Raw genomic sequence first — 22,736 nt, forward strand, 5'->3', positions numbered from 1 at the left:
CACATAACGCCGTGGTAATGGGCGCCAACGGAGCAACGCGTAGTTGGCGTCCCGTTGACCACTTTGTTAACCACTCTATTCAATTTCCAACACCGTGTCGGAGATAAACTTCACTGCTGGACTAGACAAGTTTTCGGCTCTATCGTCCAAACCATTAAAAGTATATGGGTAATCTTTGATTGCTCTTCCCGCATAGTCATAGCTAATTTCACAGGAATGGTCCCAATACCCACCGTACCATTTCGAATCTTTATCGTGAGACTTTAACCAACTCTCCTGCGCAGGTTTATGCTCCAAAAGACAAGGGCCTTTCCTTGATGTACTGAGGCCTACAAACACATACGCACCACCGAAACTTCTGTGATCCCTGTCCCATACATGGTCATTAAGCAACTCGATGCTTTTTTCTTGTTCAAGAGAGGGCTTCAAGACGAGCACAGGCCGACCTTGAACTGTAAAGCTGTAAACTTCGCCAGCCTTTAACTCCGAGATGTTAAGTTCGATTTTTTTAATTTCTTCCTTGGCAGCTTCAGGCGGCGCCAATGAAGACAGGAATGGGACAAAGGCGAAACCTAACCCGCTCACGGAAAGGAAAATTAGAATCCTTCTCAGCAGAATTTTCTTCATTTTGTGGTTAACGCTGAGCTTAGCGGCGACCTAGTAATGGAGGCGAAGCCGCAATGAAAAGGGCGTCCGGCGGCCATCGGCCGCGAACTACAGCGACTGGTTAAATACAGGCTTACTCAGACTCTGAGCCCCATGAATAGCTAGCATTTTTGCCTTTGCCCTTGCCGAGTTTTTTGCGGTCAATCATTCGGGACTCGAACCTAAAGCTCTCGTCTATTTTGACAACGAGTAGCTTGTTGAAATTGCCCGCCCTCTTGACCAGTACCTTACCTTTACCTTTCTCAGGGGAAATCGTCTTGATCTCTACCCAATCATTTCCCATGCGACCATCTGAGCCGGCCATACCAGGGCGATGGCGCTCAATCCCGTATTTAATCTCAGCGTAAAGCTCGCCGAGCTCTCCCCAAATTTGAAGGTAACGACCAGTGAGCTCGTAGTACTCTGCTGCGGAATAAACCAAGTCCTCAAACACTTTGATCATTTCGATGGGTGCATTGGGAAACTCAGCCTTGAGGTCTTGCTCGTGCAATTGACCATTAATCCACTCCCAACTGATCCACTCGCCGTCATCCCAAATGCCATCAGATGAATCGCTGATGGGAAGTCCTGTCATTGCACACCGCATCTCGGTGCCTCCCTGTATTTAACAGCAATTAGGCAGAGCTCTTCGATATTGCAGAAATCTGACCTCTTCGTTATTACGGCCTCTCTGCCTTCGAGCAACCTGCCTATAGGTTTATAAAACAGCAGCTTATCCCACTAATCGCAGTGTTTCCACGTAATCGTTTGACATCTGTTATTTGCGCCCCCAATAATACTGTACAAATATACATATTAAGGCAAGGAGCCATAATGAAGCAGGGAAACCAGCCGCGCCTGCGCGATCAGCTTCGGGCAGTCATTCGCGTGAATCACTACAGCATTCGCACCGAGAAAACCTACTGGTATTGGATTCGCTACTTCATTCGCTTTCATAAAATGAAGCACCCGCGTGATCTGGGCGCCCGCGAGGTGAATGAGTTTCTAACCTGGCTTGCAGTGCACCGCAACGTGTCAGCCGCCACACAGAACCAGGCGCTGAATTCGCTGGTATTTTTATACACAAAAGTCTTGGATAAGCCTCTGGGGGATATCGGCCAGGTAGCCCGAGCCAAAAAGCCGCCAAAATTACCGGTCGTCTTTACCCATGATGAAGCCATGATGATCATCAATCGGTTGGGTGAACCGAATAAATTGATCGTCTCGCTGCTTTACGGCTCCGGATTGCGTATCACCGAAGCATGCAGGCTTAGGATAAAAGATCTGGATTTCCGCCAACAGGTGATTACGGTTCGGGATGGCAAAGGCGCCAAGGACAGAACCACGTTGATGCCCCCTTCTTTGATTGAAACTCTACAAGACCATATCCAAAACATTCGTGAAAGATGGCAACAGCAAAGCGAGGAATTTCTACACCCTGTAAGCCTCCCCTTTGCTCTGGCCAGAAAATATCCCAATGCAGGGCGATCACTTGAATGGCAGTGGCTATTTTCATCCCCGAACCTTAGCTCTGATAATCTCGGAAATGTTGCCAGGCACCATCGGCATATCACGGGGGTTCAAAGGGCCGTTCGGCAGGCAGCGAAAGAAGCAGGCATCCACAAAAGGGCTGGCTGCCACACCTTTCGCCATACCTTTGCGACTGAGCTATTGAAAAGAGGCAACGACATTCGAACGGTTCAGGATTTATTGGGTCACGCAGACCTTCGAACCACTCAGATTTACACCCACGTTCTCGGACAAGGCTTTGCAGGCGTCAAAAGCCCACTCGGGTAGGCTTTTACTCTGAAGGGGTAGAATCGACATCCCCAACCACCTCATCCGTCCGCGCCGCCAGGATAAAATCATTCTTGTGCAGGCCATTAATTGTGTGTGTCCACCAGCTAACGGTGGCCCTGCCCCACTCCAGCTTTATTTCCGGATGATGGTTCTCTGCCTCTGCCAGCGCCCCAACCCGGTTGGTAAAGGCCAGCGCCTCAGCAAAGTTTTTGAATTTATAGGCTTTAGTGAGTAGCTCATGCCCCTTGGCATCAACAATCTGCCAGCCGGGCAGTTGCTCGTGCAGCCGGTGTCGTTCACCTTCCGTTACTCTGGGCGAGCTCTTTCTACACGCGTCACAGGTCTGTTTAGCCAGGTCACTCATCGCTTGATTCCCCCGTTACAGTATTCATGCCGGAGAAGGAACCGGTCCTAATCGTCTTGTAGATTTGTCCCTCAGGGCCTGCCTGTCAAAGCGTTTTTCAAGCTTGAAATCCTGCCTCTTTCAGAATACTGTATATTTAAACAGTATTTCGAGAGATTCCCATGAGCGAACTGCTAAACACCCTGATGCGGGATGCCCGTGTCTGGCAGGGCCACCGACATACCGCCACCAGCCAGCCTGCTGAAGCAACCGGCTACCAGCGCCTCGACAACCAGCTTGGCGGGCTTGGCTGGCCCACCGGTGCGCTCAGCGAATGTCTGCTGGATGCCCCCGGTATTGGAGAGTTACATCTTTTGCTGCCATTGATGCAGCGGTTATCCCGGCGCGGCAAAACCGTGTTCTGGATCAATCCGCCGCACACCCCCTACGCTCCCGCCCTGGCACGGGAAGGAGTGAATCTGGATCAGGTGGTGATGGTGAACACTGACAACCCCGGCGATTTTTTATGGACACTGGAAAACTGTCTGCGTTCGCCGGTTACCGGTCTGGTCATGGCCTGGCCCGGCAAACTGGCATCCCGCGATATCCGCCGCCTGCAGCTGGCCGCCGAAGCCGGCAGCAATGTCTGCGTACTGTTCCGGGATCGCAGCTATGCCGAGCAGAACTCCCCCGCCGCCCTGCGCCTGGAGCTGACGCCCGGCGATTCCCAGGAGCTGAAAGTGAACATTGTGAAGCGTCGCGGCAGCTGGCCTGGTCAGCGCTGCGCCCTGAGTATGGGGCACCGGGCAGACCTGGCCAGCCAGGAAGCACCCCGTGTCGTGCAGGGGCCCTGGCGCTTGGGGTCCAAGCCCGCATCCAACCGGTAATCCATTTATGATCTGGCTGTACCTGCACTTTCCGCATCTGCTGCTGGACCACATCCGCCGTACCCGGGAGGACACCGGCGCACTGGTGATTGTCGAGGGCTCTGCGCAATCCGTGATACAGGCCTGCCCGGAAGCCCGGGAACAAGGCGTGCAGGCGGGTATGCGCCTGAAAACCGCCATTACCCTGGTGCCGGAACTCGGAATCGTGCAGGCAGACGATCAACAGCAGGCCCGGGTTCTGGAAGACCAGGCCCGCTGGCTGTACCGGCATGCGGCCCATATTGTGCCCAAACCTCCGGACGGACTGCTGGCCGAAGTCGGCAGCCTGCAGCGATTGTACGGTGGCCTGCCGGCGGTGTGGCAAACGGTGGAGCAGGCCCTGGATGAACACCAGCTGACGGCCTGGCCCGGCCTGGGCCATACACCTCTGGCCGCCCGGCTGATGGCCCGTACCGGCAAGGGCGAATGCAATGCCGACCGCGGGCATATTCTGCGCACCCTTGGCCAGCTGCCCCTGCAGGCGGCAGAGTTTGACGGGCGCACCTGCACCCGTTTGCAGCGGTTGGGGTTGGATCGACTCCAGCAAGTGTTTGACCTGCCACCAGCCGAACTGGCCCGCCGGCTGTCGCCGGAAACCCTGGCGCGGGTTCAGAAAATCCTTGGCACCCGGCCAGACCCCCAGCCGGACTGGCAGCCACCCCACCAGTTCCGACAGCGGGCAGACTTCGTTCGGGAAATTGAGCAGGCCCAGGGGCTGCTGTTTCCGCTCCAGCGCATCCTCTCTGAACTGGAAGACGATCTGTGCTGGCGTCAGCAGGAAACCGACACCCTGTTCCTCACGCTCCAGCACCGGCATGAAGAACCCACCCGCCTGCGCATTCGCACCTCCGGGCCGGAACACCGGGCTGAAGCCTTCCTGAACCTGATTCGTCTGCGCCTGGAACGTCATCCACTGCGGGCTCCGGTGCTGTCCCTGCAGCTGTCTGTCAAACGCTTTCTCGGTCGCGAGGCCCCAAGCGAACGGGATCTGCTGGGCGAAACCCAGGATCTGAACGAAGCCTGGCACACCTTGATGAGTCGACTCCAGGCCCGGCTGGGGGAATCTGCCCTGAGCCAACTTTCGCCACAGGCGGACCACCGCCCGGAACGGGCCTGGAGTGCCACCAGCCTGATTCGCAAACATCAACCAGCCGATGCCGCCAACCTGCCCCGCCGCCCGCTGTGGCTCCTGCAGGGGCCGCAGCCACTGGCCTCTGCTCCACAAGCCTGGTTCGCCGGCCCGGAGCGCATCAGCGGCGGCTGGTGGGATGGCCAGCGGGTGCTCCGGGACTATTACATCGCCCAGCTTGATGGCGGCCAGTTGGCCTGGGTATTCCGGGACGTTCAGGGTGGCTGGTACATACACGGGTGGTTTGGCTGATGGGGCAACCGGGCTACGCTGAACTCTGCTGCGTCAGCAATTTCACCTTCCTGACCGGAGCGTCGCATCCTCAGGAGCTGGCCGAGCGGGCCGCCGAACTGGGCTACCCTGCACTGGCGATCACGGACGCCTGCTCTGTAGCGGGTATTCCCCGGGCCTGGGCCGCCCTGAAGGACAGCCCGGTCAAACTCATCACCGGCAGTCATTTCGAACTGGACGATGCGCCGCCCGGTGCCAGTACGCCCCGGTTTGTGCTGCTGGCCCGAACCCGCAAGGGCTATGGTCAGTTGTGTCAGCTGATCACCACTGGCCGGCGCCGGGCCGAAAAAGGCCAGTACCAGTTGTTTTTTCAGGATATCGAAACCCACTCTCTGGACGACTGCCTGTGCCTGTGGCGCCCACCCGAACCCACACAGGCCAGTGCGGATCAGGCACTGGCCTGTGGCGAATGGCTGCTGCGCCTGTTCGAGCACCGGTTATGGCTGGCCGCTACCCGCACTCTGGAATCCGGCGAAGAGCAAAAACTCGCCCGCATCCGCTGGCTGGCGGAACAGTTGCGCTGCCCGATTACCGCCACCGGCGACGTTCACATGCACAGCCGGGAACGCCAGCCCCTGCAGGATGTGCTCACCGCCCTGCGCCACCACTCTACCGTGGACCAGGCCGGCCACTGCCTGTTCCAGAATGCCGAACGCTACCTTCGGCCACTGCCGGTTATTCAGCGGCTGTTTCCGGATGCCTGGCTGGAACAGAGCCTGACCATCGCCAATCAATGCACCTTCGAGCCTGGCAGTCTGCGCTACGAATACCCGCCCGATCTGGTGCCGGACGGCGAAACACCCGCCGGCTACCTGAAGCACCTGACCCGGGAAGGCGAACGCCGGCGCTACCCCGATGGCACTCCCCTGACCGTTCAGGGCCTGATCCGCAAGGAGCTGGACCTGATTTCGGAAATGAAGTACGAGCACTACTTTCTCACCATCTACGACATCGTGGCCTTTGCCCGCAGTCGGGGCATCCTGTGTCAGGGCCGGGGGTCGGCCGCCAATTCGGCCGTGTGCTACTGCCTGGGCATCACCGAGGTGAACCCGGCCCGGGTAGAACTGCTGTTTGAGCGGTTCATTTCCAAAGATCGCAACGAGCCGCCGGATATCGACGTGGACTTCGAGCACGAACGCCGGGAAGAAGTCATCCAGTACATCTATCAGCGCTACACCCGGGAGCGGGCTGCCCTGGCTGCCACCGTCATCCGTTATCGCCCCCGCAGCGCCATTCGGGATGTTGGCAAGGCATTGGGCTTTGATCCGGCGCAGGTGGAACAACTGCTGGAAGGCATTGACTGGCGCGACAAAGCGACCCATTGGCGCCAGCAGATCCTCGACAAGCGCCTGACCCGCAATCCCAAAGTGGCGGACCAGTTCTTTACTCTGGTGAACACCCTGCTCGGCTTCCCCCGCCACCTGTCCCAGCACGTGGGCGGTTTCGTGATCAGTGCCGGGCCACTGGCCGAGCTGGTACCGGTGGAAAACGCCGCCATGGCCGATCGCACCGTGATCCAGTGGGACAAGGACGATCTGGAAAGCCTGGGGCTGATGAAGGTGGATGTGCTGGCGCTGGGCATGCTGTCCGCCATTCGCAAGGCCCTGGCCCTGATCAGTGAGCGCAAAGGCGAGCCATTCCGGATGCAGGACATTCCGGAGGAAGATCCCGCCACCTACGCCATGCTGCAGACCGGCGACAGCATTGGGGTGTTTCAGGTGGAGTCCCGCGCCCAGATCAACATGCTGCCGCGGCTCAAACCAGAGACCTTTTATGATCTGGTGATCGAAGTGGCCATCGTCCGCCCCGGCCCGATTCAGGGTGACATGGTGCACCCGTACCTGCGGCGCAAGCACGGCCTGGAGCCCGTCAGTTACCCCAACGACGCCATCCGAAAAGTACTGGAACGCACCCTCGGTGTGCCCATCTTCCAGGAGCAGGTGATCAAGCTGGCCATGGTGGCAGCTGGTTTCTCTGCCGGTGAAGCCGACCAGCTACGCCGGGCCATGGCGGCCTGGAAATCCCACGGCGACCTGACGCCCTTCCGGGACAAACTGATCACCGGCATGCTCGAGCGGGGCCACGACGCCGAGTTCGCCGAGCGTCTGTATCAGCAAATCTGCGGCTTTGGTGGCTACGGTTTCCCGGAATCCCACGCCGCCAGCTTCGCGTTGCTGGTGTATGTATCTGCCTGGCTCAAACGCCACCACCCCGCCGCCTTCTACTGCGCCTTACTGAACAGCCAGCCCATGGGGTTCTACTCCGCATCGCAACTGGTTCAGGACGCCAAGCGTCATCAGGTCCGTGTTCTGCCGGTAGACGTCAATCACAGCCAGTGGGACCACACACTGGAAGGCCCCGACCAGCAGCTTCGTTTAGGGCTCCGGCTGATTCAGGGACTAGCCTCTGCCGGGGCTCGGCGTCTCTGCGAACAGCGGCCTATCGGGGGGTACCGCTCCGCCGGTGAACTACGAAAACTCGCCGGGCTCAACCAGCGGGATATGGAAGTACTGGCCGGCGCCAACGCCATGCCGTCCTTCACCGCCAATCGGCACCAGGCCTACTGGCAACTGCTGGATCACGAACAACCCACAGAATTGTTCGCGGCAGAAGCCCCCGAAAACTACCTGCCCGACCACTGCGACCAGCTACCCGAACCCAGCGAAGGCCAGAATGTGTTGGCCGACTACGCCAGCCTGGGCCTCAGCCTTCAGCGCCACCCCCTCGCCCTGCTCCGGGAACAGGGGCATCTGCAGTTCTGCCATACCGCAGAAGAACTCAAAACCACGCGGGCCGGCATTCCGGTTCAGGTCGCCGGCCTGGTCACCGGCCGGCAGCGACCGGGTTCCGCCTCCGGCGTTACCTTCGTGACCCTGGAAGACGAAACCGGCAACGTGAACGTGGTGGTCTGGCTGGAAACTGCCCGCCGCCAACGTAAGCCACTGCTAACCGCGAGGCTACTGCACGTGAAAGGCGTTCTGGAAAGAGAAGGCGACATCGTTCATGTGATGGCCGGCAAACTGTCGGATTTGAGCCACCTGATTCACACGCTTCCGATCAGCTCACGGGACTTCCACTAGGACGCGGGAAAAGCCCTCGCCCCGAATTCACAGCAATAGCGCGGCGACAACTAGCAAGTCCAAAGAGACAGTGTGATTTCTGTTTTGAGGAATGTCTGAGGCCATGGATGGCCGAAGCCAAGCGCACAGGGACGTGCTCGTAGCGATTCCTGAAAGCAGAAATCGCACTGGCTCAAACTCCCAACTCGCAGTCCTGAAAAAAGAAAACCCCGCACAAGGCGGGGTCTTCGGCACTGCAAAGAAACGATCAGCCAAGCAGCTTGATCATCACACCCGCAGCAACCGCAGAGCCGATAACACCGGCCACGTTCGGGCCCATTGCATGCATCAGCAGGAAGTTCTGCGGGTTGGCTTCCAAACCAACCTTGTTCGATACCCGCGCTGCCATCGGCACCGCAGACACACCGGCAGAACCGATCAGCGGGTTGATCTGCTCCTTGCTCAGTTTGTTCATCAGCTTGGCCATCAGAACACCCGATGCCGTGCCCACACCGAAGGCCACGATGCCCAGGCCCAGGATGCCCAGAGTCTGGCCATCCAGGAACTTGTCCGCCATCAGCTTGGAGCCTACGGACAGACCCAGGAAGATGGTCACGATGTTGATGAGTGCGTTCTGGGCGGTGTCGCTCAGACGCTCAACCACACCACACTCACGCATCAGGTTACCGAAGCAGAACATACCCAGCAGAGGCGCCGCATCCGGAAGGAACAGCACTACGGCAATCAGTACCACCAGCGGAAAGGCGATCTTTTCGCGCTTGCTCACCGGGCGCAGCTGGCTCATCTTGATGGCACGCTCTTTCTCAGAGGTCAGCGCCTTCATGATGGGCGGCTGGATCATCGGCACCAGCGCCATGTAGGCATAGGCCGAAACCGCAATCGCACCCAGCAGATGCGGAGCCAGAACGCTGGAGACGTAGATCGAGGTCGGGCCGTCAGCACCACCGATGATACCGATAGCCGCCGCTTCCAGGATGGTGAATTCCAGAACACCGGTCCAGTCCAGCAGCGCAGCGCCCAGAACCGTACCGAAGATACCGAACTGAGCAGCGGCACCCAGCAGCAGGGTCTTCGGGTTGGCCAGAAGCGGACCGAAATCCGTCATCGCGCCCACCCCCATGAAGATCAGCAGCGGCCCAATGGTGCTGCCGATAACCACGGTGTAGAAGTTGTACAGCATACCGTTGCCGTAGCCGAAGTCCTGCGCTGCAGCGTTTGCCAGAGCAATCTGGGAATACTCGGCTTCCTTGAAGGCTTCCTTGAAGGCCTCCTTCAATTCACCGGTTATGGCCTGTCCGCTCTGGTAGGCCACATCCAACGGTGCAGCCAACGCAGCCAGCACCTCGGTATTGCCGTTCTTCAACGCGAAGTGAATGGCATTTTCCGCCGCAGACAGGGCCAGCCCCGCCTCCGGGATGTTCGCCAGAATGCCACCGAAGCCAATCGGCACCAGCAGCAGCGGCTCAAAGCCCTTGCGAATCGCAAGGAACAGCAGACCAAGGCCAATGGCGATCATGATCACCTGGCCCATCTCTATATTGAACAGACCACTGCCTGTCCATAATGTCATCATTTTTTCCATGGAATGCTGGCCCTTATCCGATTGTCAGCATTTCATCATCAGGGGAGACGGCATCACCGACCTTGATGAAGACTTCGCCGATGGTACCGGCCTTGGGTGCGCGAACCTCGGTTTCCATTTTCATGGCTTCGAGGATGATCAGCACATCGCCTTCTTCAACGGTGTCGCCCGGAGAAACCAGAACCTTGAAGATGTTGCCGCCCAGCGGTGCCACCACGGGCTCGCCCTCGCCAGCAGCCGGAGCCGGCGAAGATGCAGCGGCCGCCGGGGCAGAAGCTGCACCACCGTCGCCCTGGATCTGGGTGATCTCACCGCCTTCGGAGACAGCAACGACAAATTTCTTGCCGTTCACGTCAACGGTGTAGGTTTCAGGGCCACTCGCCTTCTTGGCCGGTGCAACGTCGTCAGCTGACGGTACCGGCTCGAACGCATCCGGGTTGCCGCGGTTTTCCAGGAACTTCAGACCAATCTGCGGGAACAGTGCGTAGGTCAACACGTCGTCCACTTCCTGTTCCGCCAGTTTGATGCCCTTGTCGCTGGCAATCTCTTTCAGTTCGGCGGTCAGCTTGTCCATTTCGGCATCGATGAGATCCGCAGGACGGCAGGTTACAGGCTCCTTGCCATCCAGAACACGCTCTTGCAGCTCCTTGTTGAACGCAGCCGGAGCCGCGCCGTACTCGCCTTTCAGGATCGCAGATGTTTCCTTGGAGATAGACTTGTAACGCTCGCCCGTCAGGACGTTCAGAACCGCCTGGGTGCCAACGATCTGGGAAGTCGGCGTAACCAGCGGGATGAAACCCAGGTCCTCACGAACTTTGGGAATCTCGGCCAGAACCTGATCGAATTTGTCTGCAGCGTTCTGCTCTTTGAGCTGGCTTTCCATGTTGGTCAGCATGCCGCCAGGCACCTGAGCGGTCAGGATGCGGGAGTCGACGCCACGCAGGCTGCCTTCAAACTTCGCGTATTTCTTGCGCACTTCACGGAAGTAGCCGGCAATTTCTTCCAGCAGGTTGAGGTCCAGACCGGTATCGCGGTCAGTGCCTTCAAGGATCGCAACAACCGCCTCGGTGGGAGAGTGGCCGTAGGTCATAGACATGGAAGAAATCGCGGTATCGACGTTGTCGATGCCAGCTTCGGCCGCTTTGATGGCGGTGGCCGTGGACATGCCAGTCGTCGCATGACATTGCATGTGAATCGGAATATCGAGCTCTTTCTTGAGGCGGCTAACCAGGTCAAAGGCCACATACGGCTTGAGCAAACCGGCCATATCCTTGATGGCAATCGAGTCAGCGCCCATGCTCGCCACTTCTTTCGCCATATCGACCCACATTTCGATGGTGTGGACCGGGCTGGTGGTATAGGCAATGGTGCCCTGGGCGTGCTTTCCGGTCTTCTTGACGGCCTTGATAGCGGTATCGAGATTGCGAGGATCATTCATCGCATCGAAGATACGGAATACGTCCACGCCGTTTTCGGCAGCGCGTTCGCAGAAGCGCTCGACGACATCGTCGGCGTAGTGGCGGTAGCCCAGCAGGTTCTGGCCACGCAGAAGCATCTGCTGCTGGGTGTTAGGCATGGCTTTTTTCAGCTCGCGGATACGCTCCCATGGGTCTTCGCCAAGGTAGCGGATACAGGCATCAAAGGTAGCGCCGCCCCAGGATTCCAGGGACCAGAAACCGACCTTGTCGAGTTTCTCGGCAATCGGCAGCATGTCGTCCAGCCGCATGCGGGTGGCGAGCAGGGACTGGTGGGCGTCTCGCAGAATTACGTCCGTAATCCCCAGCGGTTTCTTTGTGTCAGTCATCGTGTCAGCCTTCTGTTAAAAGGTTCTAATCCGTTTACCGCGTCACTTCTTGTGGCGTGACCGGTATTGTGCAATTGCCTTCTTGATCGCCTCAGCGGTGTCGGGGTCAACCGGGCTGGGGGCTTTGGGCTTGGCACGTGGCGTTTTGGCCGGGGTTGCCGGCTCTGGAGCAAACCGGGCAATGATTTTGGACATGAGCAGGGTTGCAAACACCAATACGATCAGGAACGCAAACACAAAGCCCATGCCGGCAATCATCAGATCCACGGCTTGTGACATCAGGTCATCCATATCCAATAGCTACCTGTATTGAGTTATTGATTTTCCCGCCTTGTGTGGCCAGACCAGTTAGACCAAGGTCTAAGCCGGTTCGAGAACAAATCGGGAGGCAAAATCCTGCGTAATTTACCGTTTTAACAGGCAATGAGCAAGCTAAGCTCAACTGGCTATAAGGAGTTTCCGAAGCCGGCTCACAAAACAAAAATCTCCCTGCGGCAGGCCTTGCGCTCCTGCTCAGGCATAACGGACACGAAACATTCGGCCCTTGATTCGCCCTTTCTCAAGCCGGTTGAGAGCCCTGCTCGCATAGTCACGCTCGACTGCCACGAAGCACTGAAAATCGAACAGATCGATCTTGCCCACGGCACTGCCAGGAATACCGGCCTCGCCCGTCAGCGCTCCCAGCACATCGCCGGGACGCACTTTGTTCTTGCGACCACCGGCAATGCAGAGCGTTTTCATCGGAGGCACGCGCGGCTGAACCGGCCTGTCCAACAGCGTCTTTGCATCGCCCCAGTTCAGAGCCTCGGTGCGAGCAGCCTCGAGACGCTCGATCTTGTGCCGCCGGGCCGGCGTGTAGAGCGTGATCGCCACCCCCTGCTCCCCGGCGCGGCCGGTGCGCCCCACCCGATGCGTGTGCACTTCAGCGTCACGGGCTGGCTCGGCGTTGATCACCAGCGGCAGCGACTTGATATCCAGGCCTCGGGCCGCGACATCGGTCGCCACCAGAACTGAAGCACTCTTGTTGGCAAATCGAACCAACACGCTGTCACGATCACGCTGCTCGAGATCCCCATGCAGGGCCAGTGCGGAAAAACCGCCAGCCCGCAAACCCTCGGCCAAGTCATCGCATTGCTGCTTGGTGGTGCAGAACACAATGCAGGACTCCGGCTGATATTCTGACAGCACACCCTCGATCGCCGACTCCGTCGAACCAGGCTCGACTTCGTAAAACACCTCACGGATGTCGGGATTCGCGACCCCCGACTCGACCCGGATATCCACCGGCTGCCGCTGAAACTGTCCACTCAGGCTTCGAACCGAATCCGGCCAGGTCGCCGAAAACATGAGGGTTTGCCGATCTTCCGGCGCCTCTGCGAGAATGGCTTCAACACTCTCCTGAAACCCCATATCCAGCATTCGGTCCGCTTCATCCAGCACGACTGACCGAGCCCTATCCAGCTTGAGCGTACCCTTGCGCAAGTGATCCTGAATCCGCCCGGGTGTCCCGACAACAATATGAGCACCGTGGGCAAGCGAGCCGATCTGAGGGCCAATGGGGACCCCTCCGCACAGAGTCAGTACCTTGATATTGTCTCTGGCTCGCGCCAGCTCGCGCAGGGCCTTGGACACCTGGTCCGCCAATTCACGGGTCGGGCACAGCACCAGGGCCTGAACCGCAAATAGCCGGTCACGCAGGTTTTCGACCAATCCGATCCCGAACGCAGCGGTCTTACCACTGCCGGTCTGCGCCAGTGCGATCAGATCTTGTCCTGCCAGTGCGTGTGGCAGCGTTTTCGACTGAACCTCGGTAGGCTCGCTGAAGCCCAGGCGATCCAGATTGCGCAGCATGCTCTGGGAAAGGCCGAGGTCGTGAAAAGAAGGCATGAAAGACACCCTGATATGGTTGGAACGGGTTACGGAGAGTAAAAACGAGGGCGTATACTACCGCATTCGGAGAACCGAGTTCGCACCAAATTACGGAGTTACCCATGCCCTCCCTTCAGGACCAACTGCTGAAAGCCGGCCTTGCCGATGAAAAAAAAGCCAAGGCCATCCGCCAGGAAAAGCGCAAGAAGCGCAAAACGCAGCCCAAAGGCGCCGCACAGGAATCCGAAGCCGAACTTCGGGCACGCAGAGCCCGCGAAGAAAAAGCCGAGCGTGACCGGCAACTGAACCAGGAGCGCCAGCGGGCTGCGGAAGAAAAAGCCATTCAGGCGCAAATTCGCCAGATTATCGAAACGAACCGACTCGATCGCGGCAAAGCGGAGCAGGACTACCAGTTCGTCGATGGCAAGAAGATCAAAAAGATTCTGGTCAATGACCTTATGGTTGACCAGCTTTCAAGAGGTCGACTGGCCATCGCACGGCTCGGCGAGGGCTACGAGATCATTCCTGAGGCCGCCGCACGCAAGATCATGGAACGCGACGAACAAGCCATTGTAGTGCTGCACGATCGCAAGCAGGACGATGACCCCGAGGACGACCCCTACGCCGGCTACGAAATTCCGGACGATCTGATGTGGTAACCGGTATCACTGCCCCATCAGGTACAACGCCAGTGGCGCAGGCGCAACAGCCAACTCAATCGTGATCAGGAGACAATGAATGGGCATGAGAAAGTCATGCCCACCGGCCTTTATTGGCCGATATGATGGCCGGTGAAGAGATATTCGCGCCGGGTATCCCAGTACCAGCGCTCTTTGGTCCAGACAACGCTCGCCTCAATCCTGTTGCCATCTCGAATACCCTTCCAGGTCATCGTCCCGTGCGCAGGGCTGATGGACGTTGCCTCAAAGTGCACCAAACCATTGTCACGAAATGCGCGGTAGCTAGCTTCTTCAAACCCGTATTGCCGACAGGCCTCAGAAAAAAGCCGCCCGTTGCGAAAAAGCAGGCGATCTGCGTCTCCGCCCGAGGTTTTCTGCACCTCTCGCAACACGCCGGCAAAGCTGGCCCCATCCAACAACCCCTCCTGGGCCGATGCCACCGACAACCAGAGACACCCGAAGCAAACGAAAAGAACCCGCATGGGCGCCATGGCCATCCCTTTGCTCACCTCGCACCCCCGCTATTCCTTCATCAACACGACGCACACCGGTTAGACACGAAGTTTGGTCGCAAGTGCGCCAGCTCACCAGCAAACGATGGATATTTATTACGACGAGGGTACAAATTCGAATGAAAATAAAGATGAGCGGTGGGGGCGAACTTTGATCGAACCTGAGACGACTCAAATCCTTTCAAACTCCGAAGCACACAAACAAAAAACCCCGCACAGGGCGGGGTCTTCCGTTGTATATGGCGCGGCTGGGAGGATTCGAACCTCCGACCGCCTGGTTCGTAGCCAGGTACTCTATCCAGCTGAGCTACAGCCGCTTGAAACTGATCGTTTGTGAGGAGTGGCGCGGCTGGGAGGATTCGAACCTCCGACCGCCTGGTTCGTAGCCAGGTACTCTATCCAGCTGAGCTACAGCCGCGCATTCAAAACTCACTGGTTGCTTGCTAGGTCAACCTGTTCTCGCCCCCGAAGGGAAATGGCGGAGAGGGAGGGATTCGAACCCTCGATACGCGCAATGCGTATGGTTCCTTAGCAGGGAACTGGTTTCAGCCACTCACCCACCTCTCCTTGAGAACGGGGCGTATACTACACATAAAAATTCCGTTTTCAAAGGGTTGACACGTGTTTTTTCCAACCTGTTTTTCAGCCCCATCAAAAAAGCCGCTCAGGTGCTTCCTGAACGGCTTTTTCTGATCAACGATTGCCCGGTTCCGGCTCGTCAGAACCCTTTTCAGATTGGATTCGCTGATAGATCTCTTCCCTGTGAACCGCCACTTCTTTCGGTGCGTTAACGCCGATGCGAACCTGGTTTCCCTTCACTCCGAGCACGGTGACCGTAATTTCGTCACCAACCATCAGAGTTTCGCCAACGCGGCGAGTTAGAATCAACATATGCTCACTCCCTTCTTAGAGCTTCCTGTTCCGACAAATGGTCCCGATTTAACCTGCGCGTTTTACCAGAACTCCATATCGATCAGCAGACGCACATTCCCGTACTTGGTTCCAAATTGTCATAGATTTAGTCAATGAATCCACGTTTGGCAAGGCATCCAAGCCGTTCGCCATAGATTCAGCTTAGCTCTCTTCCTTGAGTGCGGGCTTATCTAATTCAAATTCGCTATGCAGAGCGCGCACCGCCAATTCGAGGTATTTCTCATCGATCACCACCGAGATCTTGATTTCAGAGGTGGAAATCATCTGGATGTTGATGCCCTCGTTGGACAACGCTTCAAACATCCGCGTGGCAACGCCCGCATGGGAACGCATACCAACACCAACGATGCTTACCTTGGCGATTTTACTGTCGCCCGTCACTTCCCGGGCGCCCAGCTCCTGGGCCACCGCATTTAGTACTTCCTGCGCCCGGCGGAAATCGTTCCGGTGAACGGTGAACGTGAAGGCGGTCTGATTATCCTCTCCCACGTTCTGAACGATCATATCCACTTCGATGTTTGCATCGCTGACCGGCTTAAGGATACGCAGCGCACTCCCGGGTGTATCAGGTACTCCGGAAATTGTCAGCTTGGCTTCGTCGCGGTTGAACGCGATGCCAGATACTACCGGTTGCTCCATGGCGTCTTCATCCTCAAAAGTAATCAGGGTGCCCTCGCCGTCCTGGAAACTGGACAGCACCCGCAAGGGTACGTTGTATTTACCCGCAAATTCCACGGAACGAATCTGGAGCACCTTGGAGCCCAGACTCGCCATCTCGATCATTTCCTCGAACGTGATCCGGTCGAGCCGGCGCGCACTATCAACCACGCGTGGGTCAGTGGTGTAAACACCATCGACATCGGTGTAAATCTGGCATTCGTCAGCCCGGAGCGCCGCCGCCAGAGCCACGGCGGTGGTATCTGAACCTCCGCGCCCCAGTGTGGTGATGTTGCCGCGCTCGTCGATGCCCTGAAAACCGGCAACCACAACGACTCGACCAGCATTCAGATCTTCACGCATATGCTGTTCGTCGATCTGCTTGATCCGCGCCTTGGTGTGAGTGCTATCGGTCACAATCCGCACCTGAGACCCGGTATAGGATCGAGCATCGCAGCCCCGCTTTTGCAGAGCCATGGACAGCAGTGCAATAGTCACTTGCTCGCCCGTCGACACCAATACGTCCATTTCGCGTGGCGTTGGCTCGTCCATGATGCTATTGGCCAGACCGATCAACCGGTTGGTTTCGCCGCTCATCGCCGAAACGACCACGACCACGTCATGCCCATCTTCCCGGAAACGGGCCACCTTGTCGGCGACCGCTTCTATGCGCTCGGTCGTTCCGACCGAGGTCCCTCCAAACTTCTGAACCAACAGTGCCATTATTTTTTCACTAATCCGAAACGGGGATTACGGCAAAGTCCGACTTTGCCAGTGACAACGAAAAACGGACAGGATTATAACCCCCTGCCCGTTCCTGAAAACAACGATTTAACCGATATTTTTTTCGACCCAGGCCGGCACATCCGCAAGGGCGTCGGCCAGCTTGGAAGGATCGTTTCCTCCACCCTGGGCCATATCAGGACGACCGCCGCCTTTGCCATCGACCTGAGACGCCAGATGCTTCATCAGATCGCCGGCCTTGACGCGGTTTGTGGCTGACTTGGTGACACCGGCCACCAGAGTGACCTTGCCGTCGGCGACGCTGGCCAGAACCACCACACCTTCGCCCAGTTTGTTTTTAAGCTGGTCAGCGGTTTCCATCAGCGCTTTGCGGTCCGCACCTTCAAGCTCCGCAGCCACCACTTGCAGACCACCGACCGCAACAGCAGAGCTGGCCAGGTCACTGCCTGCCGAGCTGGCGAGCTTGGCCTTCAGCGCATCCACCTGCTTTTCCAGCTGCCGGCTGCGATCCAGCGCCTGCTGCACTTTCTCGACCACCGATTCGCGGGTAGCGCGAACCAAGCCAGCGGTTTCGCGCAGGGTTCGGTCTGTCTCATCTACCCATTCCAGAGCACCAAAGCCAGTCACCGCCTCGATACGACGAACGCCCGAGGAAATGCCGCTTTCGGACGTAATACGGAACAGGCCGATGTCGCCGGTGCGATTCACGTGCGTGCCGCCACACAGTTCTACCGAGTAATTTTCTGTCCCCATGCTCAGCACCCGAACGGAATCACCGTACTTCTCGCCGAAAAGCGCCATGGCGCCTTTCTCCTGGGCGGACTCCATATCGGTGATTTCGGTCTGGACCGGGGTGTTCTCCAGAATCTGCTCGTTCACCTGACGCTCGATTTCGCGCATCTGCTCGGGGGTAACAGGCTCAAAGTGCGAAAAGTCAAAACGCAGTTTATCCGGATCGACCAGTGACCCTTTCTGGTTCACGTGCTCACCCAGCACCTTGCGGAGTGCCGCGTGCAGCAGGTGTGTCGCTGAGTGGTTCCGGCGAATGCGCTCACGACGGGCGTGGTCGATCCGGGCATCCACCTCAAGGCCAGGGAACAGCTCACCCTCGATCAGCGTTCCCACATGCAGGTGGTTATCCCCCTCTTTACGGGTATCACTGACCTGGAAGCGGCCGCCACTCCAGGTCAGGATGCCGGTGTCCCCCACCTGACCGCCCGACTCGGCATAAAACGGTGTACGCTCAAGCACCACCACGGCCTCATCGCCGGCCTCGGCACTCTTCTCTTCCCCACCAACAATCACTGCGCGGATCTTTTCGTGGCCGTCCACGTGCTCGTAGCCGGTAAACTCGGTGGAGCCCTCAACGGACAAGCCTGCGGCGTTGTAATCGATACCAAACTTGCTGGCCGCACGGGCGCGCTCCCGCTGGCTTTCCATGGCCTGCTCGTATCCCTCGTAGTCAAGCGTCAGACCACGCTCACGAGCAATGTCGTTGGTCAAATCCACCGGGAAGCCATACGTGTCGTAGAGGGTGAACACGGTTTTACCCGGGATGACATCGCCTTTCAGCTCGGCAATATCCTGCTCGAGCAGGCGCAAACCTTTATCCAGGGTCTTCGCAAACTGCTCCTCTTCCTGCAGAAGCACTTTTTCGATTTGCTTCTGGCTGCTGACAAGTTGCGGGTAGGCGTCACCCATCAGGTCCGCCAGAGCACCGGCCAGTTTGTAGAAGAACGGCGCAGTGGCTCCCAGCTTGTTGCCATGTCGGGCGGCACGCCGAATGATGCGGCGCAGCACGAACCCGCGCCCTTCGTTCGAGGGCATCACGCCGTCGGAGATCAGGAACGCGCAGGAGCGAATGTGGTCGGCCACCACGCGCAGGCTGGCCTCAGTCGCAGACGCACCGCCAAGCACGTCCGAGGCGGCCTTCAAAAGATCCTGAAACAGGTCAATCTCGTAGTTGCTGTGCACGCCCTGCAATACAGCGGCGATACGCTCCAGCCCCATGCCGGTATCCACAGACGGCTTGGGCAGGTTCAGCATCTCGCCATCGGCCGTGCGGTTGTACTGCATAAAGACCACGTTCCAGATCTCGATGTAACGGTCGCCGTCTTCGTCCGGACTTCCGGGCGGGCCACCGGCCACGTCCGGGCCGTGGTCATAGAAGATTTCGGTGCAAGGGCCGCAGGGGCCGGTGTCGCCCATCTGCCAGAAGTTATCGGACGCGTAGCGCCCACCCTTGTTATCGCCGATGCGGACAATTCGTTCAGCAGGCACGCCGATTTCGTTGTGCCAGATATCGTAGGCCTCATCATCATCTGCGTAGACGGTCACCCACAGCTTTTCAGTTGGCAGCTTCAGCCACTGGTCTCCGGTCAGGAAGGTCCAGGCAAAATTGATGGCTTCGCGCTTGAAATAGTCCCCAAAGCTGAAGTTACCCAGCATTTCGAAAAAGGTATGGTGCCGGGCGGTGTAACCGACGTTTTCCAGGTCGTTGTGCTTACCACCGGCACGGACGCATTTCTGGGAGGTGGTTGCTCGCGTGTAGTCGCGTTCTTCCCGGCCCAGGAAGACATCCTTGAACTGGTTCATCCCCGCGTTGGTGAACAGCAGCGTGGGATCGTCTGCCGGTACCAGTGAACTGCTTGAAACTACGGCATGACCCTGCTGCCGGAAATAGTCGAGGAACGCTTGTCGCAACTCTGCGGTTTTCATAGCCCTTTGATACCTTTCCAAAAACCCTCCGAAAAACCGTCGGGTCCGCGATTGAATACGAATACTTACATGCGTCTGCAAATCCGCTACTCTAGCACACGCCGAGTACAGGAAAAACGTGCAACCTCACAGGAGTATCCATGCCCCGACGCTTTCACGACGCCGAAGAACTGCTTCCCCCCGCCAGCTTTTTAAAGCGGGTACTTGCAGTTATTTACGACGGCCTGATCAGCATTGCCGTATTGCTGGTCACCACCTGGCTTTACACCCTGGTAGCCGGCTGGTTTACAGGTTGGGATAAATACGAGGAAATGGCCGAAGCCGGTGAGATTTCCGGCGATCCCGGGCTGACGTTTGTGCTTTTCCTGGTGCTCTACATCTTCTTTGCGTACTTCTGGACCCGGCTGGGCCAGACGCTGGGGATGCAGGTATGGCGCATCCGCATCGAAAACCTGGACGGCACCTCGGTCAGCTGGAGCCAATCCCTGCTGCGTTACGGATCGGCCGCTGCCGTGTTCCTGTTAACGGTTTTGGGCAGCTATTACATCGGCCCGGTTACGCTGCTGATCACCGTGCCTGCGATCATTGCCCTGTTCCTGCCCATCAACGGATTATCGGTTACCGACCGGGCCTCCAGCAGTGTCGTGGTACAGGTGCCCCCGCCTGAGAAAAAACCTTAAGACAACTGCCGACTAACCGGCGCGGCGCATCAGAACCGCGCCGACGAGCGCGTTGACCGCAATCGGAATCAGAACCGCCAGCATGGGATTGAAACCATACACCAGACTCATCGGCCCCAGCAGATCCTGCATATATTTGAACAGCAACCCCACCAACAACCCGGTGAATACACGAAACCCCATGGTGACCGACCGCAGCGGCCCGAAAATAAAGGATATTGCCACCAGCACCATCACGGCCGTGCCCAGAGGCATCAGCACCTTTTTCCAGAAAGCGAGCCAGTACGGCGACGCATTCAGATCCTGGTCCCCAAGGTACTGGGCATAGGTAAAGAGGCCTGACATGGACAGGTTTTCCGGCTTGACGATCAACACGCTCAACAACCGGGGTGACAGCCCGGTATCCCATTTCAGGGTCTGATTTTCGACAAGTCGCGTGCCGTCAGCACGGATCTCGGTGGTTTGCACCCGTTCCAGCAACCAGTGGTCACCCTGATAGATCGCCCGCGGCGCAAAACTGGACGATAACAACTCCCGCTGTTCGTCGAATTCAAACAATGACACGCCATGCAGCACGCCATTCGGCTGAACCGCATTCAGGTGAATGAAGATATTCCCTTCCCGATGCCAGACCCCCGAAGCCGAAGCGACGTTCTTACCGGCCCCCAGGGCCACCGCTTTTTCGCTCTGGGCCAGACGCTCGGCCGGCGGTGCAACGTATTCACCAAGAATCACACCCAACAAAACCACCACCAGCGCCGGCTTCATGGCCGACCAGACAATGCGTTTCAGGGACACGCCAGCCGCCCGGATGACGGTCAACTCAGACGAACTTGCCATGGAGCCCAAACCAATCAGGCAGCCCATGAATGCACCCAGCGGCAGGTAATCGTAGATTCGGCGCGGCAAGGTCAGCGCAACGTATTTCAGCGCTTCCAGCGTCTGGTAATCGGCCCGGGTGTCTTCGAGTTCCGCGATGAAGCCAAAGATAAGGTCCAGCGACAGCACCACCACCATGACCAGGAACATGGCGCCACCCACTGTGCGCATGACATAGCCGTCGATCTTACGCATGCGCCTGCACCTCCTTCAGTGCCCTGCGCTTCTGGAGCCAGGCCGGGCCGAATTGCAGCCATAGTCCTAACATCAGGAACAGCGCATGGACCCAGAGCATGCCGATCCACTCGGGTACTTTTCCGTCAGCTAGTGCATCCCGGGCGACGATCAGAAGCCCGAGGTACGTGATGTAAACCAGCATCGCCGGCAGCAGGTGAAAGAAGCGGCCCTGACGCGGATTCACCCGGCTCAGGCGCACCGCCAGCAGGGTGACAATAGGCACAATCAGGGGCAACGAAAACCGCCAGTGCAGCAGGGCCCGGTCTTCGAGGTTTTCCGACTTCATCAGCTCTCGGGTGCTGATGCCTTCTTCGAGTTGCCGGGTGCCTTTCTCACCACTCAGAATTTTCAGGCCATAGGCCTCGAAACCGGTGATGTTGTAATCGAGACGGCCAGGGGACCCGTCGAATCGGCCGCCGTCTTCCAGGATCAGGAACCGGCTGCCGGTGTCCTGGTCGATGAGCTGCGAGCCGGAGTTTGCAGTAAAGATGGTGACACCGTCACCACCCCTGCCGTATTCGGCGATAAAGACGCCCCGGAGTTCACGCTTGTCGTCACTGAGTGATTCGGTGTAGGTGACACGACCGCCGGAACTGAAGCTTTGAAACCGTCCCGGCGCCAGCATTTCAAATTCTGTGGCTTTGCGCTGTTCGTTGAAGATCTGCTCGACCTGTTTCATCCCCCACGGTGAAACAACCAGGCTCATGGCGCCAACAATCAGCATCACCGGCAAACTGCCCAACAGGGTCTTGGCCAGCAACTGGCGGTCGCTCAACCCGCAGGCAAACAGCACCGTCATTTCGCTTTCCATGTACATCCGGCCGTAGGCCAGAAGGATGCCAATGAACAAACCCAGCGGCAGGATCAGCTCAAGGAAGCCCGGAAACCGGTAAGCCATGATGGAAAACAAGACGTCCGCAGCAATCTGCCCTTCAGCGGCGCTGCCCAGGTACTTCAGAAAGCGGCCACTCATGAACACCAGCAACAGGATGCCGGAAACCGCCACCATGCTGATCATGACCTGCCGGATTAAATAGCGAAAAATAATGCTCAAGGAGATCTCTCTGCCGATGTCCGTCTGACCGTGGAGGAAACAGCTAACTGCGCGTATTCTATGTAACCTTCGTGCCGAATGACAGTGCGGGGATGGCCCAGCGCTCGTCGAAACAGGCGAGCGCACCCTGCTTGATAAACCAGGGGCTCACCCCAATGCTAGACTAAACCCGT

19 protein-coding genes and 3 tRNA genes are annotated in these 22,736 nt (G+C 57.9%); 6 read left to right on the forward strand and 16 right to left on the reverse strand.

Annotation, left to right across the window (positions count from 1 at the left end; all coding sequences use genetic code 11):
* Window positions 1-75 precede the first annotated feature (75 nt).
* Window positions 76-627: a hypothetical protein gene (locus LPB19_RS13490; protein WP_206643415.1), complete on the reverse strand. Its 552-nt coding sequence runs from the start codon at window positions 625-627 to the stop codon at window positions 76-78.
* A gap of 112 nt (window positions 628-739) precedes the next feature.
* Window positions 740-1,240: a hypothetical protein gene (locus tag LPB19_RS13495; protein ID WP_206643416.1), complete on the reverse strand. Its 501-nt coding sequence runs from the start codon at window positions 1,238-1,240 to the stop codon at window positions 740-742.
* Window positions 1,241-1,479: 239 nt separating this feature from the next.
* Between LPB19_RS13495 and LPB19_RS13500 the strand changes: the two genes are divergently transcribed.
* Complete coding sequence (locus LPB19_RS13500) at window positions 1,480-2,442, forward strand: integron integrase (RefSeq protein ID WP_206643417.1); 963 nt, start codon at window positions 1,480-1,482, stop codon at window positions 2,440-2,442.
* A gap of 4 nt (window positions 2,443-2,446) precedes the next feature.
* Here the strand turns inward: LPB19_RS13500 and LPB19_RS13505 are convergent, their stop codons facing one another.
* Window positions 2,447-2,809, reverse strand: a complete 363-nt coding sequence (locus LPB19_RS13505; RefSeq protein ID WP_206643418.1) for a 4a-hydroxytetrahydrobiopterin dehydratase — start codon at window positions 2,807-2,809, stop codon at window positions 2,447-2,449.
* Between the two features lie 161 nt (window positions 2,810-2,970).
* Here LPB19_RS13505 and imuA point away from each other — a divergent pair, with 161 nt between their 5' ends.
* From imuA to LPB19_RS13520, 3 genes are read left to right on the forward strand one after another with little or no spacing between them, the layout of a single operon-like run.
* Window positions 2,971-3,675: a translesion DNA synthesis-associated protein ImuA gene (gene imuA / locus LPB19_RS13510; RefSeq protein WP_206643419.1), complete on the forward strand. Its 705-nt coding sequence runs from the start codon at window positions 2,971-2,973 to the stop codon at window positions 3,673-3,675.
* A 7-nt stretch (window positions 3,676-3,682) separates the two neighbouring features.
* The gene (locus LPB19_RS13515; protein WP_206643420.1) at window positions 3,683-5,095 is read left to right on the forward strand and encodes a Y-family DNA polymerase; all 1,413 of its coding nucleotides are present in this window, start codon (window positions 3,683-3,685) and stop codon (window positions 5,093-5,095) included.
* Complete coding sequence (locus tag LPB19_RS13520) at window positions 5,095-8,214, forward strand: error-prone DNA polymerase (RefSeq protein ID WP_206643421.1); 3,120 nt, start codon at window positions 5,095-5,097, stop codon at window positions 8,212-8,214. The genes LPB19_RS13515 and LPB19_RS13520 overlap by 1 nt, the downstream gene beginning before the upstream one ends.
* Before the next feature lie 247 nt (window positions 8,215-8,461).
* Here LPB19_RS13520 and LPB19_RS13525 read toward each other — a convergent pair whose 3' ends face one another.
* The 4 genes from LPB19_RS13525 to dbpA form a co-directional block, all read right to left on the reverse strand.
* A complete protein-coding gene (locus LPB19_RS13525) occupies window positions 8,462-9,796 on the reverse strand; it encodes a sodium ion-translocating decarboxylase subunit beta (RefSeq protein WP_323127889.1) in 1,335 nt (444 codons plus the stop codon).
* Between the two features lie 13 nt (window positions 9,797-9,809).
* Window positions 9,810-11,600: a sodium-extruding oxaloacetate decarboxylase subunit alpha gene (gene oadA, locus LPB19_RS13530; protein WP_206643423.1), complete on the reverse strand. Its 1,791-nt coding sequence runs from the start codon at window positions 11,598-11,600 to the stop codon at window positions 9,810-9,812.
* A 42-nt stretch (window positions 11,601-11,642) separates the two neighbouring features.
* Window positions 11,643-11,891 carry an OadG family protein gene (locus LPB19_RS13535; RefSeq protein WP_206643424.1) on the reverse strand — a complete coding sequence of 83 codons (249 nt, stop codon included), beginning with the start codon at window positions 11,889-11,891 and terminating at the stop codon, window positions 11,643-11,645.
* 222 nt (window positions 11,892-12,113) lie between these two features.
* Window positions 12,114-13,487 (reverse strand): ATP-dependent RNA helicase DbpA, encoded by a 1,374-nt coding sequence (dbpA, locus tag LPB19_RS13540; RefSeq protein WP_206643425.1) that lies wholly within the window; start codon window positions 13,485-13,487, stop codon window positions 12,114-12,116.
* Between the two features lie 104 nt (window positions 13,488-13,591).
* Here dbpA and LPB19_RS13545 point away from each other — a divergent pair, with 104 nt between their 5' ends.
* Window positions 13,592-14,128, forward strand: a complete 537-nt coding sequence (locus LPB19_RS13545; protein WP_206643426.1) for a DUF2058 domain-containing protein — start codon at window positions 13,592-13,594, stop codon at window positions 14,126-14,128.
* A gap of 110 nt (window positions 14,129-14,238) precedes the next feature.
* Here LPB19_RS13545 and LPB19_RS13550 read toward each other — a convergent pair whose 3' ends face one another.
* From LPB19_RS13550 to alaS, 7 genes are all read right to left on the reverse strand, one after another.
* Window positions 14,239-14,646 carry a hypothetical protein gene (locus LPB19_RS13550; protein WP_206643427.1) on the reverse strand — a complete coding sequence of 136 codons (408 nt, stop codon included), beginning with the start codon at window positions 14,644-14,646 and terminating at the stop codon, window positions 14,239-14,241.
* Window positions 14,647-14,901: 255 nt separating this feature from the next.
* Window positions 14,902-14,978 (reverse strand) — tRNA-Arg (locus tag LPB19_RS13555).
* Between the two features lie 24 nt (window positions 14,979-15,002).
* Window positions 15,003-15,079 (reverse strand) — tRNA-Arg (locus tag LPB19_RS13560).
* Between the two features lie 58 nt (window positions 15,080-15,137).
* Window positions 15,138-15,228 (reverse strand) — tRNA-Ser (locus LPB19_RS13565).
* A gap of 126 nt (window positions 15,229-15,354) precedes the next feature.
* Window positions 15,355-15,552 (reverse strand): carbon storage regulator CsrA, encoded by a 198-nt coding sequence (gene csrA, locus LPB19_RS13570; protein WP_206643428.1) that lies wholly within the window; start codon window positions 15,550-15,552, stop codon window positions 15,355-15,357.
* Window positions 15,553-15,735: 183 nt separating this feature from the next.
* The gene (locus LPB19_RS13575) at window positions 15,736-16,974 is read right to left on the reverse strand and encodes an aspartate kinase (RefSeq protein ID WP_206643429.1); all 1,239 of its coding nucleotides are present in this window, start codon (window positions 16,972-16,974) and stop codon (window positions 15,736-15,738) included.
* 108 nt (window positions 16,975-17,082) lie between these two features.
* Window positions 17,083-19,713, reverse strand: coding sequence for an alanine--tRNA ligase (gene alaS, locus LPB19_RS13580; RefSeq protein ID WP_206643430.1), 2,631 nt, complete (start codon window positions 19,711-19,713; stop codon window positions 17,083-17,085).
* Window positions 19,714-19,853: 140 nt separating this feature from the next.
* Here alaS and LPB19_RS13585 point away from each other — a divergent pair, with 140 nt between their 5' ends.
* Window positions 19,854-20,393: an RDD family protein gene (locus LPB19_RS13585; protein ID WP_206643431.1), complete on the forward strand. Its 540-nt coding sequence runs from the start codon at window positions 19,854-19,856 to the stop codon at window positions 20,391-20,393.
* Window positions 20,394-20,405: 12 nt separating this feature from the next.
* Here LPB19_RS13585 and lptG read toward each other — a convergent pair whose 3' ends face one another.
* Window positions 20,406-21,467, reverse strand: a complete 1,062-nt coding sequence (gene lptG, locus LPB19_RS13590; protein WP_206643432.1) for an LPS export ABC transporter permease LptG — start codon at window positions 21,465-21,467, stop codon at window positions 20,406-20,408.
* The gene (gene lptF / locus LPB19_RS13595; RefSeq protein ID WP_206643433.1) at window positions 21,460-22,563 is read right to left on the reverse strand and encodes an LPS export ABC transporter permease LptF; all 1,104 of its coding nucleotides are present in this window, start codon (window positions 22,561-22,563) and stop codon (window positions 21,460-21,462) included. The genes lptG and lptF overlap by 8 nt, the downstream gene beginning before the upstream one ends.
* Between the last annotated feature and the right edge of the window lie 173 nt (window positions 22,564-22,736).

The sequence above is a fragment of the Marinobacter salinisoli genome (assembly GCF_017301335.1).
Classification (GTDB): Bacteria; Pseudomonadota; Gammaproteobacteria; order Pseudomonadales; family Oleiphilaceae; genus Marinobacter; species Marinobacter salinisoli.

Coding starts and splice junctions, on each gene's coding strand:
- LPB19_RS13490 (WP_206643415.1), bottom strand. CDS start 627: ATGAAGAAAATTCTGCTGAGAAGGATTCTAATTTTCCTTTCCGTGAGC.
- LPB19_RS13495 (WP_206643416.1), bottom strand. CDS start 1,240: ATGACAGGACTTCCCATCAGCGATTCATCTGATGGCATTTGGGATGAC.
- LPB19_RS13500 (WP_206643417.1), top strand. CDS start 1,480: ATGAAGCAGGGAAACCAGCCGCGCCTGCGCGATCAGCTTCGGGCAGTC.
- LPB19_RS13505 (WP_206643418.1), bottom strand. CDS start 2,809: ATGAGTGACCTGGCTAAACAGACCTGTGACGCGTGTAGAAAGAGCTCG.
- imuA (WP_206643419.1), top strand. CDS start 2,971: ATGAGCGAACTGCTAAACACCCTGATGCGGGATGCCCGTGTCTGGCAG.
- LPB19_RS13515 (WP_206643420.1), top strand. CDS start 3,683: ATGATCTGGCTGTACCTGCACTTTCCGCATCTGCTGCTGGACCACATC.
- LPB19_RS13520 (WP_206643421.1), top strand. CDS start 5,095: ATGGGGCAACCGGGCTACGCTGAACTCTGCTGCGTCAGCAATTTCACC.
- LPB19_RS13525 (WP_323127889.1), bottom strand. CDS start 9,796: ATGGAAAAAATGATGACATTATGGACAGGCAGTGGTCTGTTCAATATA.
- oadA (WP_206643423.1), bottom strand. CDS start 11,600: ATGACTGACACAAAGAAACCGCTGGGGATTACGGACGTAATTCTGCGA.
- LPB19_RS13535 (WP_206643424.1), bottom strand. CDS start 11,891: ATGGATGACCTGATGTCACAAGCCGTGGATCTGATGATTGCCGGCATG.
- dbpA (WP_206643425.1), bottom strand. CDS start 13,487: ATGCCTTCTTTTCACGACCTCGGCCTTTCCCAGAGCATGCTGCGCAAT.
- LPB19_RS13545 (WP_206643426.1), top strand. CDS start 13,592: ATGCCCTCCCTTCAGGACCAACTGCTGAAAGCCGGCCTTGCCGATGAA.
- LPB19_RS13550 (WP_206643427.1), bottom strand. CDS start 14,646: ATGGCCATGGCGCCCATGCGGGTTCTTTTCGTTTGCTTCGGGTGTCTC.
- csrA (WP_206643428.1), bottom strand. CDS start 15,552: ATGTTGATTCTAACTCGCCGCGTTGGCGAAACTCTGATGGTTGGTGAC.
- LPB19_RS13575 (WP_206643429.1), bottom strand. CDS start 16,974: ATGGCACTGTTGGTTCAGAAGTTTGGAGGGACCTCGGTCGGAACGACC.
- alaS (WP_206643430.1), bottom strand. CDS start 19,713: ATGAAAACCGCAGAGTTGCGACAAGCGTTCCTCGACTATTTCCGGCAG.
- LPB19_RS13585 (WP_206643431.1), top strand. CDS start 19,854: ATGCCCCGACGCTTTCACGACGCCGAAGAACTGCTTCCCCCCGCCAGC.
- lptG (WP_206643432.1), bottom strand. CDS start 21,467: ATGCGTAAGATCGACGGCTATGTCATGCGCACAGTGGGTGGCGCCATG.